Raw genomic sequence first — 18,668 nt, forward strand, 5'->3', positions numbered from 1 at the left:
ATTTGGATTATATGCGTAAGCTCGTTATAGCAGTTGTTGTTGCGTCATTAACTGGTTGTTCAATGGGGCATCGCGAGCCGGTTGAAATAAAAGATACGCTCAACGAAGCGATCAATGAAAGTGGTGGTCACGGTTTACAGCAGCTGCCGCCTTCTGTTGAAGCTGATTTAATGCCGGAACTTGAACATGCAGGTTTAACAGAATCGAAAACTGTGAAACGCTTTCGAGTTCATGCTAATGAGGTTGACGCGAAAGCTTTTTTCACAAGCTTAGTCAAGGGAACAGAGTACAGTATGGCTTTGCACCCTGATGTGTCTGGCAGTATAACGGTAAACTTGTTAGATGTATCTTTAGATGAAGTCTTGTCTGTTATTCGCGATCTATATGGCTACCAAGTTGAGAAAAGCGGTAAGGTTATCCAGATATATCCAGCGGGGCTTAGAACGGTCACAATACCGGTTGATTACTTACAATTTAAGCGTAGCGGGCGTTCCAATACAGTTATAACTACTGGGACTATCACCAATAGTGATTCTTCGAGTTCTTCTTCTAGTAGCTCGGATTCATCTACCACTAGCTCTTCTTCTAACACTTCATCTAAAGGGGGAACGGAAATTGAAACCACCAGTGAAAGTGACTTTTGGCCACAGTTAGAACAAGCAGTCAGCCAGCTTATTGGTTCGGGTGAAGGTCAAAGTGTTGTGATAACTCCCCAAGCAGGGATCATCACAATTCGAGCTTTCCCTGATCAAATTCGCGAGGTACAAAATTTTATTGGTATGTCTCAGCAAAGACTGCACCGGCAGGTGATTTTGGAAGCTAAAATTTTGGAAGTTACTTTAAGAGATGGTTATCAGCAGGGGATTGATTGGTCAAAGGCCTTTACGTCTAGTGGAACTAATTACACTTTAGGTCAAGGAAGTCCAACGACCCCTGTGCCTGCCTTGCCGGGTTTAGACTCTATTGGCGCTTTGCTTGGAGGGCCTGGTAACCTAGTGATATCCAGTGGTAGCTTTGATGCTGTGATTAGTTTTATGTCCACACAAGGTGATCTTAATGTTCTATCTAGTCCGAGAGTGACGGCATCGAATAACCAAAAAGCAGTAATTAAAGTAGGAAACGACAGTTACTATGTGACAGATTTTTCCAGTAATACTAGTAGCGGAACGACAGCCTCAAATACGTCGACAGACATAGAACTTACTCCATTTTTCTCTGGTATTTCCTTAGATGTTACGCCGCAAATAGACAATGATGGCAGTGTTTTATTGCATGTACACCCTGCTGTGATTGACGTTAAAGAAGAGACCAAAGATATTACCAATGGTACTGATAAGGTAACTTTACCTGTCGCGACAAGCTCTATTCGTGAGTCTGATTCTGTAATAAGAGCTCGTGATGGTGATGTGGTTATAATTGGTGGCTTGATGAAATCAAACACGATTGATCAAACTTCAAAGGTTCCGTTTCTCGGCGATATACCAGGTCTTGGTTACTTGTTCCGTAACACGACTCAGTATACTGAAAAAACGGAACTTGTAATTTTGCTCAAGCCAACCATAGTTGGCGTTAACACTTGGCAAAAAGAACTTGAACGTTCCAGAGATTTGTTGGAAGAGTGGTTCCCTGATGAGCAGTAGTAGCTTATGTATCTTGAGTATTTTGGTTTAACGCAATTTCCTTTTCATCTGACACCTAATACTGAATTATTTTTGGGTTTGGAGCCTCATTATGAGGCTATCCAAACGGTCTACTCTGCAATACAAATGGGAGAGGGCTTAATCAAAGTGACGGGGGAAGTCGGCACAGGTAAAACTATGGTGTGTCGAATTCTAGTCAATCAACTGGATGAAGAATTTCAGTTGGTTTACTTACCTAACTCTGCTCTCAATGGTGATGGGTTACGTAGAGCGATTGCCACTGAGCTCGATGTGACAGTTTCTGACTCAACAACTTTGGTTGGTGATATTCATACTAAACTTATACAACTGGCCCGAGCTGGTTCGCAGGTCGTGGTATTTGTTGATGAAGCTCAGGCTCTCAGCGACGAGGCGCTGGAGGTACTGCGTTTATTTGGTAATTTGGAAACTGAGCACAGTAAACTGTTACAAATAGTACTGTTTGGTCAACCCGAATTGGATAAGCGTCTAGAGCAGCATCACCTACGTCAGTTGAGACAGAGGGTTACCTTTAGTGCTCAGTTGAGAGGATTAACACTTTCTGAAGCAGTTGCTTATATTGATAATAGGCTTCAAAAATCTAATGCTGAGATAGATTTCTTTACTCTAGCTAATAAGAAAGCTATCTGGAAAGCGAGTCGCGGTATACCGAGGTTAATTAATCAAATATGCCACAAGTGTTTAGTACTAGCATGCAGTCAGGGGAGTGTGATGGTAAATAATCAGCATGTATTTAGTGCCATTCACGATACTTATGATAGTTGTAAACCAAGGTTTAAAAAACCACTTATATGGGGGTGGGGTATATCATGAGTACGATTAATAATGCGCTTTCAAAGCTATCGAAACAGAACTCGAAGCAACAACCCGAGCTAGTATTAAAAGCGCAAATACAACCGATTAAACAGCTGAAAGTGTTACCTTGGATTGTTGGTAGTTTTACCCTAAGCCTTGCTGTTGGTGGATGGACGTTATCGACTCAGGCTCCATTGGAAGTCACCCCAAAAATTCCCATCATTAAAGCACAATCGTCTGCTGCGCCCTTATCCCCGACAGCAAAATCTTCAGTAAGTACAGAAGTTATTTATACTTCCCAGCTAAGAGCTAAGATACCTGCCGCTAAAAACCAGCGGGTAATAAAAACTGAAGGTCCAAGCTCAAAAGTCCCTTCGGTACTGTTGGTGAGTAAGAGTGCTGCACAGCCAAAGGCTAGGCACACATCGTTTAGCAAGGCATCGGTAGGTGAGATGATCATTCATCAAGTTGAACTGTCACCAATGCAGTTAGCAGAAAAAGCTCAACACAGAGCGAGTAAAGCGCTTGATAACAATAACCTTGACCAAGCTCTGGATGAATACCAACTTGCCCTTCGTTATGTGCCAAATAACATTGAAGTGCGCAAGAAATTATCGGCTTTGTATTATGGCAAAGGTGACGTCAGAAAGGCAGTTGAGATATTGAGTAAAGGCATTCAAATCGATAAAGAGTCGGCTGTACTTAGGCTGTCGCTCGCTAAGTTACTGATCAAAGAAAAGCAAAATGATGCAGCATTGACAGCCTTAGTTTATGTCCCTGAGCAGGCGTCTGTCGATTACATCTCATTACGAGCTGCACTGGCTCAGAAATCTCACCATGATGATATTGCGCTTAATAGCTATCAGAGTTTGGTTTCTTTGGAGCCAGACTCAGGCCGTTGGTGGCTTGGTTTGGGTATACAACAAGAGCGAGCATTGGATTTACCGAGCGCAGAGCAGGCATATCAGCAAGCATTAAACAAACTTGGTTTGTCCAGTCAGTCTCAACAGTTTATTCGCGATCGTTTGGCCTTGATCCGCCACTTAGAGGAACAACCAGATGCAAATTAAACTCAGAAAACGTCTCGGTGACTTGCTGGTGGAAGAAGGGATTATTAGTGAATCCCAAGTAGAAGAGGCACTAGCGGTCCAAAAGAGCTCAGGTAGAAAGCTAGGTTCAACACTGATTGAGCTTGGTTTTTTGAGTGAGCATCAGATGCTGAGTTTCCTTTCTCAGCAGCTAGATGTACCACTGATTGATTTAGCCAGAGCACATGTTGATGTGGATGCGGTGCAGATTTTGCCTGAAGTTCATGCGCGCCGATTACGCGCTATGGTGATTGGCCGTCAGGAAAATACATTGAGGGTTGCGATGAGCGATCCTGCGGACTTGTCTTCGCAAGAAGCATTACTTGATCAATTGGCACAATACACGATTGAGTTTGTCATTACTCCAGAGCAACAGTTAGTGGACGGCTTTGATCGCTATTATCGTCGAACAAAAGAAATAGCGTCATTCGCCGAGCAGTTACAGGCAGAGCACCAGGTTACTGACTCATTTGATTTCAATATTGAGGACGAAGACAGTGATGAAGTCACGGTCGTTAAGTTGATTAACTCCTTGTTTGAAGATGCGATTCAAGTTGCGGCATCGGATATCCATATCGAGCCTGATGCTGATGTATTACGCCTACGTCAACGTATTGATGGCGTTTTGCATGAAACGCTACTGAATGAAGTTAATGTTGCACCAGCCTTGGTGTTGAGGCTCAAACTCATGGCTAATCTGGATATCTCAGAAAAGCGTTTACCTCAAGATGGGCGTTTCAATATTCGTGCTAAAGGCCAATCGGTTGATATTCGTATGTCGACCATGCCAGTCCAACATGGTGAATCTGTGGTAATGCGTTTGCTAAACCAATCTGCCGGGGTACGAAAACTTGAGGAATCAGGTCTTCCTGAGCATATATTGGTCCGTTTAAGGCGGCAGTTAAAGCGGCCACACGGCATGATACTGGTTACTGGGCCAACTGGCTCAGGAAAAACCACGACTTTATATGGTGCATTAACGGAGCTCAATCAGCCAGGTAAAAAAATTATTACCGTTGAAGATCCTGTTGAATATCGTTTATCTCGTGTAAATCAGGTTCAGGTTAACCCTAAAATAAATCTCGATTTTGCCACTATTCTACGCAGTTTTCTTCGCCAAGATCCCGACATTATCTTAGTGGGGGAGATGCGTGATCAAGAAACGGTTGAAATTGGTTTGCGGGCTGCGTTAACAGGTCACTTAGTATTGAGTACGCTGCATACCAATGATGCCGTAGATAGCGCTTTGCGTATGATGGATATGGGAGCGCCGGGGTATCTTGTTGCCAGCGCTGTGCGTGCTGTAGTTGCTCAGCGATTAGTGCGTAAAGTCTGCCCAGATTGTAAAACTGATGCCAAGTTAGAGGAAGCTAAAAAGCAATGGCTTGCACAGCGTTTTCCAAACCAAGAACAATCCTCGTTTGTCAAAGGTAGAGGTTGCCAAAACTGTAATCTTACTGGCTATCAGGGCAGGATCGGTGTATTTGAAATGTTGGAGCTTGAGCACGATATGATGGACATGTTAAGAGCAGGAGATGCGGTAGGCTTTGCCTCTGTCGCTCGCCAAGCTGAAAGCTACAAGCCTTTGCTGGCATCGGCTATGGAACTTGCCCTGCAAGGTGTAGTCAGTTTGGACGAAGTGATGACGCTTGGTGAAGGTGATGCATCAGGCTCTGTTGATGCAATTTATTTGTAGGTTAAGTGATGCCAGTGTTTCGTTATGAGGGAAGAAATCTAGATGGCTCTGCGGTTGCAGGGCAGGTCGATGCCACCAGTGAAGAAGCTGCGGCTGAGTCTTTGATTAACAAAGGTGTGATCCCGACTGCTATTACTTTGGGTGGTGGCGGTAGTAGCTTAAACTTTGATCTTAAAGCTTTATTAACACCTTCTATCCCACTTGAAGTTTTGGTGATTTTTTGTCGCCAACTATACAGCCTAACTAAAGCTGGAGTCCCACTCCTTCGTTCGATGAAAGGTCTCACGCAAAACAGTGCCAACAAACAGCTTAAAGAGGCTTTAGAAGAGGTTGCTCATGAACTGACCAATGGTCGTGGTTTGTCAGCTTCGATGCAAATGCATCCTAAGGTTTTTAGTCCTCTATTTGTTTCCTTAATCCACGTAGGTGAAAACACAGGTCGTTTGGATCAAGCTTTGCTGCAACTGGCAAATTATTATGAGCTGGAAGTGGAAACTCGCAAGCGGATTAAAACCGCAATGCGTTACCCAACTTTTGTGATCAGTTTTATTCTCGTTGCGCTATTTGTTCTTAATGTGAAAGTGATTCCTCAGTTTGCGAGCATGTTTTCCCGTTTTGGCGTTGATTTACCTCTACCAACAAGAATTATCATTACCACATCTGACTTTTTTGTTAATTACTGGGCCTTGATTTTAGGTGTGATGCTTGGAGCCCTATTTGGCTTTAAAACTTGGCAACGCACGCCTAATGGTCAGGAGAAATGGGATAAATTTCGTCTGCGCATGCCAATCATTGGTGATTTGGTCAATCGAGCCCAGCTGTCTCGCTTTTCTCGCACTTTCGCGTTAATGCTTAAAGCAGGTGTTCCGCTTAACCAATCATTAGCGCTTTCGGCGGAAGCTTTGGAAAACAAATTTCTAGAAAACCGTTTGCTGGAGATGAAATCGTCGATTGAGGCTGGTGGTACTATTTCATCAACTGCAAGTAATAGCCAAGTTTTCACGCCGTTAGTATTGCAGATGCTATCTGTGGGAGAAGAAACAGGGCGGATTGATGAACTATTATTAGAGGCAGCAGACTTTTATGATCGAGAAGTTGATTATGATCTTAAAACGCTAACAGCGCGAATAGAGCCTATATTATTAGTAGTAGTGGCTGGTATGGTGTTGATTCTTGCTTTGGGAATATTCCTCCCTATGTGGGGAATGTTAGATGCTGTTCAGGGCTAATATTGCTATGGTTCCGGACAGGTCTCGACTGGTCATTTGGCTGGTTACGATCAGTATTTTACTTTTGAGTTTGCTTAGCGTGGTAGAAAAGCTGCAAGCAGATATGAATGAAACGGCATTTTTGCTCGCGAGTAAGAGAATAATTGAAAGGGCTGGTTTTTATAAACAGCAGTGGGTGTTAAAGGGGCAGCCAGAACGGCTGGAGGTAGATAGGAAAAAAATCCTATTTTCATCCAGTGGCTGGGCGCTGCCAATAGGTGATAAAAGTATTTCGAGCTGCCAGTTTTGGTTTGCGTTACTTTATCCAGAGCAAAGGGTACTCGATGAAAGTCCAGTACGTGTGGTTGAGCATTCTGAGTTAGATAATTATCGCTGTAACTATATTTTTGCTCAAGGCAAGCAAATTCAGGTTCAGTTAGTAGAAGGTAAGTTTAGCGTTGATACTGACAGTGACTAGAGTAAAAAACGTAATATTTGTTTTGGTTATAATTGGTGCGTTAAGTATAATGCGCGCCGCTAGATGGCGAGTTGATAATTATGCTAAGTAAGCAGTCGGGTTTCTCTTTAGTTGAGCTGGTAGTGGTGATTGTAATTGTTGGTTTATTAGCAGTGGCAGCCTTGCCGCGCTTTTTAGATGTGACAGACAGTGCTAAAAAAGCCAGTGTAGAGGGAGTGGCGGGAGGCTATGCCACTGGAGTCTTGTCTGCGCGTGCGCAGTGGGAGGCTGAATCCCGCCCTTCAGTTACGGTTAATACAGAGATTTACAACAGTGTTAATTATGATGGCGTTGAGTTTTGGCTCACGCGGGCAAAAAATAGCAGTGATACGGATACAGGGTTTCGTGATGGCTATCCATGGGCAGTTAAAACCGATGATACTAGCTTCCCGGCGACCCTGACTAATCAGATCTGTGTTGATCTGATGGAGAACTTGTTGCAGAACTCTCCAGGTGTGGAGATCGCAGACACTGCTAGTGGTAACGATAATATTAAATATTCGGCACAGGCTGAGCGTAATGAACGCTGTACTTATATCCAAAAAGTCGGCGGCGTTGATAATCAGTTTGTGTATGAGATTAAAACGGGTCGCGTTATTGTCACGCTTCAATAAAGGGCCCAAGTAATAAGAGAGATATAAGATGAAAAAAAGACAAGCTGGATTTACCCTGATTGAATTAGTGGTGGTAATTGTGATTTTAGGGATATTGGCAGTAACCGCAGCGCCTCGCTTTCTTAGCCTCCAAGGGGATGCTCGTGAGGCATCTTTACAAGGGTTAAAAGGCGCAATGGATGGTGCAGCTGGTATTGTCTACGGAAAAGCGGCTATAGATGGACTAGATACTGCCTCAGCTGCAACGAATGTTAGTGCTGGGAGTACAACGGTTAGTACTATTTTTGGCTATCCTACTGCTAATACTGCAGGCATTGGCGCTGCAGTTACGGGGTTAACCACTGATTGGGCTGTGGCTGCTAGTGTAGCTGACACCTCTATTTCTTATGGTTTTTCAGGCTCCCCATCAGCAACTTGCGCTGTGACTTATACCCAGGCAACCTCTGGAGCTGCCGCTACGTCAGTCGTGGTTAATGGTGGTTGTTAACCAATCTTGAGTGAGGCCAGCGACGCTGGCCTTAGTTATCTTTTCTGCTTCCAGAGAATTTTCCGTATAAGTGGGATTGAGTCGACGCCAGTTTTGATATTTAGCACCTATAATTAAAGCGAAAAATAACCCACTCAAGGTTTATATGCCTATCAAGCAAGACCAAGGCTTTACACTCGTTGAGCTTATCACCATTGTTATCCTGCTTGGGATTGTCTCTTTATATGCCTCCAGTCGCTTTTTTGGTAAAAGTGGTTTTGATGCCCAGCTTCTAGAGCAAGAAGTACTTTCTTCTTTACGTTTAACCCAGCTTAGATCTATGAATCGTAATGGCTTTTGTGGCCGCTGGATGGTAAGCAATAACCAAGTGATGCAAATTTCTCCTACAGCGTCAGTTGGGTCTTGTAGTGTCAGTTTACCAAGCGATACCAGCGATAGTAGCTATGTAAATGCTCAACAGTCCAATGTGCAGCTAAGTCTTGATGCTGATGGTAATGTTGACTTTATTGATTTCGATGGCTTGGGTCGTCCGCAGCAGTGTGCAACAGCGGAATGCACGGTCACGCTTGTAGGGCAATCAGGTACACAGCGCTATATCTGTATTAATTCACAAGGGGGTATCTATGCCAAAACATCAAATTGCTAAGATGTTTGGCTTTACTCTGATTGAAATGATCATTGTCATCACCATTTTGGCGATAGCCGTTGGCGGGGTTTCTACTGCGCTTTTTCCAAGGGGAAAACAAAGCGCTGATCAAATAGCGGCCGTGAAAGCGGCTGAGCTTGGACGCGCGGTGATGGATGAAGTGCTGGGCAGAAACTTTGATCAAAACTCGGGCCCAAATGGAGGCTTGCCAGAATGCGTGCTGCCATCGGGACAGAGTAATTCTTGTACTTCCGTGGGCAGTTTAGGCGCTGAGTCTGGAGAAAGCGATAATACATTTTACAACGATGTGGATGACTTTAATGGCTTTAATGGAAGTGCACGTGATGTGCTGGGCAATACCCTCAGTAATGGTTACCAAGGCTACAACATAGCGATAGACGTTTTTTATGAAGCTTTTAATGGCGGCGTGATGCAAGGTACGGTATCTGCCACTTCAACTCACTATAAACGCATTGAAGTGGTGGTTACTGACCGTCAGGGTAATGATTACCCATTTGCAGCCATTAGAGGGAACTATTAATGCGAGTAGGCAGGATGCATGGGTTTACTTTGATTGAAATGGTGATTTCAATTACGTTACTCGGTATTGTTGGTTTGTTTATCGGTGAGGTGATTCGCCAGTCTTTAGTGCTTTATTCTGACTCTGCCACTCGTGAGACATTGATTCAACAAGGCCGTTTTGTTACCGAAAGGTTACGCAGGGAAATCCGTGAAGCAGTACCTAATAGTGTGATTGTTAGCAGTGATTGCATTGAAATCTTACCCATTACCAACAGTGCTATTTATCTCGATCTTCCCTCACCATCTACCGCGTCTTCTGCGATTCGAGTTTTGCCAATCGAGAAGAGTATTCCGGCCAATGAGAGAGTGGTTGTTTACCCAACTAGTGCCGCTGAGCTTAGATCCGATGTAACCGCTATAGGCCAAACAGCCCAAGTTCAGACAGCGGTTGATTTTGCTGTGAGTGGAGCAATGACAAGTATGATGGATGTGACTTTGACGCAATCAAGCGGATTTGTGACACTTAGTCCCGCTGATCGCCTTTATTTCTATCGAGAGCCCGTGGCATTTTGTCTTGTGGGTAATGAGTTATTGCGCTATTCCGGCTATTCTTTAAACAGAGCCTCGTTGGCGCCAGCTTCCCTAAATACTGGAGTTCGAGTGGCGGGTAATCTCAGCGATGTGAACTTTATCGTTGAACAGCCACAGTTGCAACGCAATGGTTTAGTGAAAATGGAGCTGATATTTGAGGATAACGGAGAGCAGGTAAGGTTTGATCATGATGCGCTTATCTACAACACGCCATAAACAAACCGGCAGTGGTCTGCTGCTGGTGATATTTATTATTGTGGTTGTGGTTGGCTTTGTCGCCGCAGTGGCTAACCGAAACCAAGAGCGTAGTAGCGATCAATTTATCGCCTCTGTAATCGGAACAAGAGCGGAACTGGCGGCTCGCTCTGCTGCTCAAATCGAGCTTAGCCGTTTCTATCAAACCCCATCTAACGGCAGTTGCCAGTCTCTTTCTGTCCAAACGATAACCCTACAAGGCAATGGTTTTTTTCAATGCTCAGCGAACGTTAGTTGTGTCAATGTTGGCCAGCTTGATGACAGCCGCAATATTTTCCAGATTACATCCACAGGGACCTGCAATGTGGGTGATTGGCAATTACAAAGAGTAATACAAGTCGGGCTTAAGCAATGAAATGGTTATCTTCTATTGGCTGCTTTTTACTGAGTTTGCTGTGTTCTGCCTTTGCGTATGCAGCACCCTTGTGTACTGATATTTTTACCGACCCTCCATCGGGAAATCAGAGTCCTAATGGTATTGTTCCCCCGCCAGATGTGATTGCTGGTACCAACTCAAGCTTGGACTGCTTTGTTAGCCGAGGAAACACCATCTGTTATGAGGGGGCAAATACTATACAGGCCAATTTCATGCCTGGCGACTATAGCTATTATCAAGGCCGTTTTGCTAATAGATCGGAACTGACGACCAATGGGGTAACGACTCGTCTCTATTTTGACAGCCTACAGTTAATAAATGCTGATCTCAACCCTAATGGGAACCCAGAAGATTTATTTATTTATGTTGCAGGTAGCCTCTCTATCACTGGGCAAAATAACGTCAATGGGATCATTTATGTTGCAGGTTCAGTCAATGTTGCTGGTAATGCTGATATAACAGGAGCGATTGGCGCTGGGGGGGCGCTGACAATCGGGGGTAATAGTGATGTCATTATAGACCCTGATGCGATTACCAATGCTGACCTATTGGATATGTGTGATGGTGGATCTAATCCATCACCACAATGCTTTAGTGATGATTTCAATGCGGGGTCATTGTCTGATTTATGGGTGACCTCAACCAGTAAAGGCTCTTTTCAACCACAAATTATAAGCAATAGACTGAGGTTTACCCAGGCTGTAAGAAATCAGGCAACGTCTTCTACTTATCAGCGCCTATTTCCTGCCGCAGACAATTTAGTTGAAATTGAGTTTGACCATTTTGCTTATGGCGGTAATGGAGCTGATGGTATAGGGATTGTGCTGTCCGATGCTCTAGTGACCCCAAGAGCAGGAGCTTTTGGGGGGCCTCTTGGTTATGGTTTCAAGCCGAATGAACCGGGTTTTGCTGGCGGTTGGCTTGGGGTTGGTATTGATGAATATGGTAACTTTTCTAGAGAGGGAGGCCAGGGTTTTGCTCCTGGAAGAAGGCGACAGTCTGTTGCAATCCGCGGCTCAGGGTTAGATGAAACAGGTTATCGATATTTAGCGGGCGCATGTAATAATGGTCAGACTAATACTGGGGGGAGCTGTCTATCTCCTACCGTTGATAATAATAATTCGGGTTCAGTTCATCGTTATCGTATTGTTGTTGATTCGCAAGTCAGTAATCAATCACAAGTAGAGATTTCGCGTAAAATAGGCAATGGTAATTGGCAGTCTATTGTTGGTCCAGTCAATGTGTTAGATAGCCAGTATAATCAGGCAGCAGTACCTGCTGACTTTTTACTATCTGTAACAGGTTCGACGGGTGGTAGTACCAATAACCATGAAATCGATAATTTTGAAGTGTGTGCACTTCGCTCACGTCCAATCGATGAGCAAATCGATCATTTTAGAATTACCCACACAGGGCAAGGCATTACCTGCAACAAGTCTGAAGTAACTATACGGGCCTGCAAAAATGCCACTTGTAGTGAGCTATTTACCGATACCGTTACGGTTTCTCTAGATCCGTCGAGTGTCTCTGGCGGTGGCGGTTGGGAAGGCGGCAACTTGCAAAGCTTTACTGGTGGTTCGGGGACTTTTTACATTAGAAAATATCAACCGGGAACAATAACCTTGGATGTTATGGGGTCTAATCCGCCCGCTCGACCATTTTCCACTAATCTATGCCAAATAGGCAGCGGAGGCTGGAGCGCATCAAATTGTGATCTAGTCTTTTCTGACAGCGGTTTTGACATTGATGTACCTGATAAATACGCCGCTGAAGTTGTAGAGGTAACCATAAGCGCAGTTAAGCAAGGTGATAGCAATACCAAATGTGATGTGGGTTTTGGCAATGTGACTAAGAGTGTGACCCTCTGGAGTCAGTATTTGAGCCCCACAGCTGCTGATATCATCGGTGATCCTAAAGTGTCTGTTGATCCAACTGGAACATATGTTCCACTTAATACAAGTGAGTCAGGAGCGGATAATTTTAACTTGGCCTTTGATAGCAATGGCCAAACAAAGTTTAATCTTAATTATGACGATGCAGGGCAGATGCAGCTGAATGCTAAATTTACTGGTACGGGGGATGAAAGTGGTTTGGAATTAACTGGGGCTAGTAATTTTGTGAGTTTTCCTGCTTCTCTTGCTGTAGTGGCAAAGAATTCTGCTGGAATTGAAGAGGAGTGTACCAGCATCGATGCGTTCTGTGATTGGTTTACCAAAGCGGGTGCGAGCTTTAACCTTGAAGTCACAGCGCTAGGTCAAACCAATCAGCCAACTCCTAACTATACGCATAGCGGCATCGATGTTGCTCACAAGTTGGTATCTCCTGATACTGAAAATTCTCAAGAAGGCACTATAAGCACAGTAAGCTATGACCATTCTGCTGTAGCTGGCAGCACTAACATTGTTTCCCAGTCTTTATCAGAAGTTGGAGTGTTTGATTTTACCATCACTCCTCCAGCAATATTCAATGGCAGTAGCGCGAAAACCATTACACCAGCTAAGAGTGTGTATCTGCGTTTTATCCCCGCTTACTTTGCAGCCTCTGTTTTTCAATCACCTACGCTGCAAGCGACTTGTAACAGCTTTAGCTATATTGGCCAGCCTTTTGACTATCTCGTTGCTCCCCGTTTAGCGTTAAACCCAAAAGCAACGGATGGTACAGCGGTTAAGAATTATGAATTTGGCGACTTTTGGCGTTATAACAGTAATTGGCCTGCGCGTGCGTACAGTGACAGTAATACCAGTGAATCGATTAGCTTTGAACAAGGTGTAGCAAATGTCGACAGATTTACAGACCCTAACAACGCAACAGTAGTGCAACTAAATAATGAACAGATCACATACACCAAAGGTGTGAGTCCTATAAATTCTTTTGCAGCAAATCTTCAGCTTACTCTGGGTGCAAGCGATATCACCGATCCAGATAATGTTTGTTATAAAACAGACGATTCGAACTCCACTAGTGATTGCTTAGGTATTAGCTTTAGTAGTGATAATGCAATGCAGTTACGTTGGGGGCGCTTATTGCTCAATGATACCTACGGCTCTGAGCTTGCTGCGCTGAGACAAAGGCTTGAATTGCAATATTACAACAGCAACCAGTTTGTCACTAATACAGTCGATTCTTGTACAAACTTTGGTCTCATTACCGACTTTTCTTTTAGTTCAAGTGATTACACAGTTGTCACCAGTGGTAGCCAGACGCCACCTGAGGTCAATGCTTCCCTAACATCTGCCACAGCTAGCAACGGTGAGTCTTGGTTAGAATATAGTGCGCCAGGCTCTGGAAATACGGGGACGATTACCTCATCTTTTAATATGAAGATCAGGGGAGTGCCCTGGCTAAGAGAAGATGCGAATAATGACGGCAGTCTCGATGATGATGATAATTCGGTTTCTGGGCAGGTTCAGTTTGGTATTTACCGAGGTAGCGATCGAGTGATTTGGTGGAATGAACAAAACTAAGGTTTTACCGTGAACAAAAAATCATCGCAAGCGATAAACAAGCCTCATTCATTGCTTGATTTTTCGACTTTGGTTAGGAATCTGTTAGAAATTACACGTTTCATCCCATGTTTATAGCTCAATGCCTTGCTGATACCGCTAGGCATTGGTACATTTAGAGCAATTTTCTATCTTCTAATTCTTTCAGGACGAGCGAAGAGTATGTTCAAAAAACTTCGTGGCATATTTTCTAATGATTTATCTATCGATTTAGGTACTGCCAACACACTTATTTACGTCAAAGGGCAAGGTATTGTTCTTGATGAGCCTTCAGTCGTCGCTATCCGTCAAGACCGTAACAGAGCAGGTAAAAGTGTTGCTGCTGTGGGACACGGAGCGAAACAAATGTTAGGTCGTACTCCGGGGAATATTTCGGCGATTCGTCCAATGAAAGATGGCGTGATAGCTGACTTTTATGTCACAGAAAAAATGCTGCAGCATTTTATCAAACAAGTGCATGACAATAGTGTATTAAAACCTAGCCCGCGAGTTCTTGTTTGCGTGCCGTGTGGTTCTACCCAAGTTGAACGCCGCGCTATTCGTGAATCTGCACTTGGTGCGGGCGCTCGTGAAGTTTATCTCATTGATGAACCTATGGCGGCAGCAATTGGTGCAGGCCTGCGTGTTTCAGAACCTACAGGTTCAATGGTGGTAGATATCGGTGGTGGTACCACAGAAGTAGCGGTTATTTCGTTAAATGGTGTGGTTTACTCATCATCTGTGCGTATTGGTGGTGACCGCTTCGATGAAGCCATCATTAATTATGTTCGTCGTAACTATGGCAGCTTAATTGGTGAGGCGACGGCGGAGAAGATCAAGCATGAGATCGGTTCTGCGTACCCAGGTGACGAAGTAGAAGAAATTGAAGTTCGTGGTCGTAATTTAGCAGAAGGTGTACCACGAAGCTTTAGTTTAAACTCCAATGAAATCCTCGAAGCATTGCAAGAACCTTTGACAGGAATTGTCTCTGCAGTGATGGTAGCACTTGAGCAGTGTCCACCTGAACTTGCGTCAGACATTTCAGAAAACGGGATGGTGCTAACCGGTGGCGGTGCTTTATTAAAAGACCTTGATCGCCTTCTGACTGAGGAAACAGGTATCCCAGTCGTGATTGCAGAAGATCCATTGACCTGTGTTGCACGCGGTGGCGGTAAAGCTTTAGAAATGATTGATATGCATGGTGGCGATCTTTTCAGTGAAGAATAATCAAATTGGCCTGATTCAACTTGGGGCCTTTTTGAGTATATAAGGAACTCATATTCAATGAAGCCTATTTTTGGCAGAGGACCTTCACTTCAGTTACGGTTGTTTTTTGCGGTCATTATGTCAGCCAGCCTTATGCTGGCTGACAGTCGTTTAGGTGCATTTTCCCAAGTGCGTTATCTACTTAATAGTATGGTGGCGCCAATTCAATACTTGGCAGATGTCCCTCGCATTATGTTTGATGATGCTTACGAGCGGTTTAATATCCGCAAAGACTTTATGGAAAGCAACTACAAGCTTAAACGTGAAATTCTGCGTCTTAAAAACGATATGTTATTGCTTGATCAGTATCGTGAAGAAAATCAGCGTTTACGTAAGTTATTAGGTTCTTCATTTGTACGTGGTGAACGTAAGGTTGTTACTGAGGTTATGGCGGTAGATACGTCGCCTTATCGTCAGCAAGTCGTGATTGATAAAGGTAAGATAGATGGTGTCTACGTGGGGCAACCCGTTGCGAATGAGAAAGGCATTGTTGGCCAAGTGACTTTTGTGTCTGCGCATAATAGTCGAGTGCTTCTTCTTACCGATAGCCAGAGCGCAATTCCAGTTCAGGTGATACGAAATGACATTCGTGTTATTGCCTCAGGCAATGGTTCAATTGACAGGATTAATTTGGATCATATTCCAATTAGCCTTGATATTGAAGAGGGCGATTTACTGGTCACATCCGGTCTTGGCGGTGTGTACCCAGAAGGCTACCCAGTAGCACATGTTGTTGATGTAATGCGTGATACCGCACGTGAGTTTGCCGCGATTGAGGCTGAGCCTGTCGTCGACTTTGAACGCTTGCGCTACTTACTACTCATCTGGCCCAACGATTCTAGACAAAACAAAATTCAGCAGGCATTGCCGAAAAATAACCAAGAGGTAGCGGTTGGTGGCGAATAGTGTTTTGAAAGGCAAGACGGTTATTGCCTTGTCATTTTTAATTGCCTTAACATTACAGACCATTCCTTGGCCGGGTGTTTTGGACTTATTACGCCCTTCTTGGCTGCTTTTAGTAGCCTGTTATTGGGTATTAGCTTTACCACATAGAGTCAATGTCGGTACGGCCTTGATACTGGGGTTGTTATGGGATCTTTTATTGGGCTCTACACTCGGTATTCGTGGCATGATGATGTCAATTGTTGTTTACCTAGTGGCGCTAAACTTCTTGTTGTTAAGAAATATGGCGCTTTGGCAACAAGCAATATTGATTGGCTTGCTTTCCATGATATTGGATGTGCTAATTTTTTCCGGTGAATATTTAGTGCAGGATATTGCTTTCAACCCACTATTGTTATGGAGTGGACTGATTAACACTATTCTCTGGCCGTGGTTGTTTTTATTGATGCGCAGAGTCAGAAGACATTGGCATGTGAGGTAGGAAGTGGAAAAGAAATTGGTGTTGGCGTCCGGTTCTCCGCGACGTAAGGAGCTGCTTTCAAAACTTGGTTATCAATTTAGCGTGATTCGAACAGATGTTGAGGAACGCCAGCACCGAGTTGAAACGCCGTTTCAATACGTTGAGCGCCTTTCTCAAGATAAAGCATTAGCAGGTCTGGATGCAGAAAATGAAGCGATTGTAATTGGATCAGATACGATTGTAGTTTGTGACAATGCTGTACTGGAAAAGCCCCACAGCCTGGAAGATGCTAAACAGATGTTGATGTCATTGTCTAACCGAGCTCATCAAGTCATGACCGCTGTGACTATAGCAAGTAAAGAACAACAACAAACTGTAGTAGTGACTACAGATGTTTGGTTCAAACCATTGTCAGAGCAAGAAATAGAACAATATTGGCAAACGGGTGAACCATGCGATAAAGCTGGTAGTTATGGAATCCAGGGAATTGGAGGACGTTTTGTAACACGTATTGAAGGTAGTTATCATGCTGTGGTAGGCCTGCCATTATTCGAAACAGACCAGCTCTTGCTCAAATTCTTATAGATTTTAAATATTGAGGTGTGCTCATGAGTGTAGAGTTGTTAATCAACGTGACCCCAAGTGAAACTCGAGTGGCTATGATTGAAGGGGGAACTCTTCAAGAAATCCATGTTGAGCGTGAAGCAAAACGAGGTATTGTTGGTAATATCTATAAGGGTAAAGTTAGTCGTGTATTACCAGGTATGCAGGCCGCTTTTGTTGATATTGGCCTTGATAAAGCTGCTTTCCTTCATGCCTCTGACATTGTTCCCCATACAGAATGCGTGGCTGAAAATGAGAAGCAGCAGTTTCAGGTTCGGGACATTTCTGAATTGGTCCGTCAGGGCCAAGATATTGTTGTTCAAGTCGTCAAAGACCCCCTTGGTACTAAAGGCGCACGCCTGACTACCGATATCACTATTCCTTCTCGCTATTTAGTTTTTATGCCGGGTGCTAGTCATGTTGGTGTTTCCCAACGCATTGAGAGTGAACAAGAGCGTAATCGACTTAAAAAAGTTGTCGGTTGTTACTGCGATGAAGAGGGAGGTTTTATTATCCGTACGGCCGCGGAAGGGGCTGATGATAAAGAGCTATCTCAAGATGCAGCTTTTCTAAAGCGCCTATGGTCTAAGGTGAATGAGCGGCGTACTAAGTACAAAACGCGCTCTACACTTTATGCTGAGTTAGGGCTTTCACAGCGAATCTTACGAGATTTTGTCGGTACAGAGTTAACCAAAATAATGGTTGATTCTCGATTGGAAACCGAAAATCTTAAAGAATTCACTTCAGAGTATGTACCTGAACTTACCAATAAACTTGAATTGTATGCTGGTGATAAACCTATCTTCGATTTGTACGATACTGAAAACGAGGTTCAGCGCTCTTTGGACCGAAAAGTGGAGTTAAAATCGGGAGGCTATCTCATCATAGATCAGACAGAAGCTATGACGACGGTTGATATTAACACCGGTGCTTTTGTTGGTCGCCGCAATCTAGAAGAAACTATATTTAATACTAATATTGAAGCCACTCAGGCGATAGCTCGTCAATTACGATTACGTAATCTAGGTGGAATAATCATTATCGACTTTATTGATATGATGTCGGATGAGCACCGTAAGCGTGTACTTACTTCTCTTGAGGTTGCTTTAAGTAAAGATAGGGTCAAAACTAGCATCAATGGTTTTACTCAACTCGGCTTAGTTGAAATGACGCGTAAGCGAACCAGAGAAAGCATTGAACATGTTTTATGTTCCACATGTCCAACTTGTGAAGGTCGCGGAAGTGTTAAAACTGTAGATACTGTTTGCTATGAAATTTTGCGCGAGGTCACCAGAGTAAATCGAGCATATGATGCGGACAAATTCGTTGTTTATGCATCTCCAGCGGTAGCAGAAAATCTACATGGAGAAGAGTCACACGCATTGGCAGAATTGGAAGTTTTTATTGGTAAGCAGGTTAAAGTGCAAGCTGAGCCTCTATACGTACAAGAGCAATTTGATGTTGTTATGATGTAGGCTGT

General features: G+C 43.8%; 18 protein-coding genes. All 18 read left to right on the top strand.

What is annotated here, in order from left to right; genetic code table 11:
• The first annotated feature begins 11 nt into the window (after positions 1 to 11).
• The 18 genes from mshL (at position 12) to rng (ending at position 18,663) form a co-directional block, all read left to right on the top strand.
• Positions 12 to 1,640, top strand: a complete 1,629-nt coding sequence (mshL, locus tag OCV27_RS01850) for a pilus (MSHA type) biogenesis protein MshL (protein WP_125319629.1) — start codon at positions 12 to 14, stop codon at positions 1,638 to 1,640.
• Positions 1,641 to 1,646: 6 nt separating this feature from the next.
• Positions 1,647 to 2,492 carry an ExeA family protein gene (locus tag OCV27_RS01855; protein WP_125319628.1) on the top strand — a complete coding sequence of 282 codons (846 nt, stop codon included), beginning with the start codon at positions 1,647 to 1,649 and terminating at the stop codon, positions 2,490 to 2,492.
• A complete protein-coding gene (locus tag OCV27_RS01860) occupies positions 2,489 to 3,544 on the top strand; it encodes a tetratricopeptide repeat protein (protein WP_125319627.1) in 1,056 nt (351 codons plus the stop codon). Before OCV27_RS01855 ends, OCV27_RS01860 begins: the two co-directional genes overlap by 4 nt.
• Positions 3,534 to 5,258, top strand: a complete 1,725-nt coding sequence (locus OCV27_RS01865) for a GspE/PulE family protein (protein ID WP_125319626.1) — start codon at positions 3,534 to 3,536, stop codon at positions 5,256 to 5,258. The genes OCV27_RS01860 and OCV27_RS01865 overlap by 11 nt, the downstream gene beginning before the upstream one ends.
• An 8-nt stretch (positions 5,259 to 5,266) precedes the next feature.
• Positions 5,267 to 6,487: a type II secretion system F family protein gene (locus tag OCV27_RS01870; RefSeq protein ID WP_125319625.1), complete on the top strand. Its 1,221-nt coding sequence runs from the start codon at positions 5,267 to 5,269 to the stop codon at positions 6,485 to 6,487.
• Positions 6,471 to 6,944 (top strand): MSHA biogenesis protein MshF, encoded by a 474-nt coding sequence (locus tag OCV27_RS01875; protein WP_245986633.1) that lies wholly within the window; start codon positions 6,471 to 6,473, stop codon positions 6,942 to 6,944. Before OCV27_RS01870 ends, OCV27_RS01875 begins: the two co-directional genes overlap by 17 nt.
• An 80-nt stretch (positions 6,945 to 7,024) precedes the next feature.
• The gene (locus OCV27_RS01880) at positions 7,025 to 7,597 is read left to right on the top strand and encodes a prepilin-type N-terminal cleavage/methylation domain-containing protein (protein WP_125319624.1); all 573 of its coding nucleotides are present in this window, start codon (positions 7,025 to 7,027) and stop codon (positions 7,595 to 7,597) included.
• Between the two features lie 28 nt (positions 7,598 to 7,625).
• Positions 7,626 to 8,084, top strand: a complete 459-nt coding sequence (locus OCV27_RS01885; RefSeq protein ID WP_125319623.1) for a prepilin-type N-terminal cleavage/methylation domain-containing protein — start codon at positions 7,626 to 7,628, stop codon at positions 8,082 to 8,084.
• Between the two features lie 145 nt (positions 8,085 to 8,229).
• Positions 8,230 to 8,730 carry a pilus assembly FimT family protein gene (locus tag OCV27_RS01890; protein ID WP_125319622.1) on the top strand — a complete coding sequence of 167 codons (501 nt, stop codon included), beginning with the start codon at positions 8,230 to 8,232 and terminating at the stop codon, positions 8,728 to 8,730.
• Positions 8,708 to 9,271: a prepilin-type N-terminal cleavage/methylation domain-containing protein gene (locus tag OCV27_RS01895; protein WP_125319621.1), complete on the top strand. Its 564-nt coding sequence runs from the start codon at positions 8,708 to 8,710 to the stop codon at positions 9,269 to 9,271. The genes OCV27_RS01890 and OCV27_RS01895 overlap by 23 nt, the downstream gene beginning before the upstream one ends.
• Before the next feature lie 14 nt (positions 9,272 to 9,285).
• Positions 9,286 to 10,059 carry a PilW family protein gene (locus OCV27_RS01900; RefSeq protein WP_125319669.1) on the top strand — a complete coding sequence of 258 codons (774 nt, stop codon included), beginning with the start codon at positions 9,286 to 9,288 and terminating at the stop codon, positions 10,057 to 10,059.
• A complete protein-coding gene (locus OCV27_RS01905) occupies positions 10,031 to 10,453 on the top strand; it encodes an MSHA biogenesis protein MshP (RefSeq protein WP_125319620.1) in 423 nt (140 codons plus the stop codon). The genes OCV27_RS01900 and OCV27_RS01905 overlap by 29 nt, the downstream gene beginning before the upstream one ends.
• The gene (locus OCV27_RS01910; protein ID WP_125319619.1) at positions 10,450 to 13,938 is read left to right on the top strand and encodes a DUF6701 domain-containing protein; all 3,489 of its coding nucleotides are present in this window, start codon (positions 10,450 to 10,452) and stop codon (positions 13,936 to 13,938) included. The genes OCV27_RS01905 and OCV27_RS01910 overlap by 4 nt, the downstream gene beginning before the upstream one ends.
• Before the next feature lie 201 nt (positions 13,939 to 14,139).
• Entirely contained in the window at positions 14,140 to 15,183 is a 1,044-nt protein-coding gene (locus OCV27_RS01915) for a rod shape-determining protein (RefSeq protein WP_114787462.1), read from the top strand.
• A gap of 57 nt (positions 15,184 to 15,240) precedes the next feature.
• The gene (mreC, locus tag OCV27_RS01920; RefSeq protein ID WP_125319618.1) at positions 15,241 to 16,128 is read left to right on the top strand and encodes a rod shape-determining protein MreC; all 888 of its coding nucleotides are present in this window, start codon (positions 15,241 to 15,243) and stop codon (positions 16,126 to 16,128) included.
• A complete protein-coding gene (gene mreD, locus OCV27_RS01925) occupies positions 16,118 to 16,606 on the top strand; it encodes a rod shape-determining protein MreD (RefSeq protein WP_125319617.1) in 489 nt (162 codons plus the stop codon). The genes mreC and mreD overlap by 11 nt, the downstream gene beginning before the upstream one ends.
• A gap of 3 nt (positions 16,607 to 16,609) precedes the next feature.
• Positions 16,610 to 17,170, top strand: a complete 561-nt coding sequence (locus OCV27_RS01930) for a Maf family protein (protein ID WP_125319616.1) — start codon at positions 16,610 to 16,612, stop codon at positions 17,168 to 17,170.
• Positions 17,171 to 17,193: 23 nt separating this feature from the next.
• Positions 17,194 to 18,663, top strand: a complete 1,470-nt coding sequence (gene rng / locus OCV27_RS01935) for a ribonuclease G (protein ID WP_125319615.1) — start codon at positions 17,194 to 17,196, stop codon at positions 18,661 to 18,663.
• Positions 18,664 to 18,668 lie beyond the last annotated feature (5 nt).

This window comes from Vibrio pectenicida, assembly GCA_024347015.1.
GTDB lineage: Bacteria > Pseudomonadota > Gammaproteobacteria > Enterobacterales > Vibrionaceae > Vibrio > Vibrio pectenicida.

Coding starts and splice junctions, on each gene's coding strand:
- OCV27_RS01885 (WP_125319623.1), top strand. CDS start 7,626: ATGAAAAAAAGACAAGCTGGATTTACCCTGATTGAATTAGTGGTGGTA.
- mreC (WP_125319618.1), top strand. CDS start 15,241: ATGAAGCCTATTTTTGGCAGAGGACCTTCACTTCAGTTACGGTTGTTT.
- OCV27_RS01865 (WP_125319626.1), top strand. CDS start 3,534: ATGCAAATTAAACTCAGAAAACGTCTCGGTGACTTGCTGGTGGAAGAA.
- rng (WP_125319615.1), top strand. CDS start 17,194: ATGAGTGTAGAGTTGTTAATCAACGTGACCCCAAGTGAAACTCGAGTG.
- OCV27_RS01860 (WP_125319627.1), top strand. CDS start 2,489: ATGAGTACGATTAATAATGCGCTTTCAAAGCTATCGAAACAGAACTCG.
- OCV27_RS01855 (WP_125319628.1), top strand. CDS start 1,647: ATGTATCTTGAGTATTTTGGTTTAACGCAATTTCCTTTTCATCTGACA.
- OCV27_RS01905 (WP_125319620.1), top strand. CDS start 10,031: ATGATGCGCTTATCTACAACACGCCATAAACAAACCGGCAGTGGTCTG.
- OCV27_RS01895 (WP_125319621.1), top strand. CDS start 8,708: ATGCCAAAACATCAAATTGCTAAGATGTTTGGCTTTACTCTGATTGAA.
- OCV27_RS01880 (WP_125319624.1), top strand. CDS start 7,025: ATGCTAAGTAAGCAGTCGGGTTTCTCTTTAGTTGAGCTGGTAGTGGTG.
- OCV27_RS01870 (WP_125319625.1), top strand. CDS start 5,267: ATGCCAGTGTTTCGTTATGAGGGAAGAAATCTAGATGGCTCTGCGGTT.
- OCV27_RS01875 (WP_245986633.1), top strand. CDS start 6,471: ATGCTGTTCAGGGCTAATATTGCTATGGTTCCGGACAGGTCTCGACTG.
- OCV27_RS01890 (WP_125319622.1), top strand. CDS start 8,230: ATGCCTATCAAGCAAGACCAAGGCTTTACACTCGTTGAGCTTATCACC.
- mshL (WP_125319629.1), top strand. CDS start 12: ATGCGTAAGCTCGTTATAGCAGTTGTTGTTGCGTCATTAACTGGTTGT.
- OCV27_RS01910 (WP_125319619.1), top strand. CDS start 10,450: ATGAAATGGTTATCTTCTATTGGCTGCTTTTTACTGAGTTTGCTGTGT.
- OCV27_RS01900 (WP_125319669.1), top strand. CDS start 9,286: ATGCATGGGTTTACTTTGATTGAAATGGTGATTTCAATTACGTTACTC.
- OCV27_RS01915 (WP_114787462.1), top strand. CDS start 14,140: ATGTTCAAAAAACTTCGTGGCATATTTTCTAATGATTTATCTATCGAT.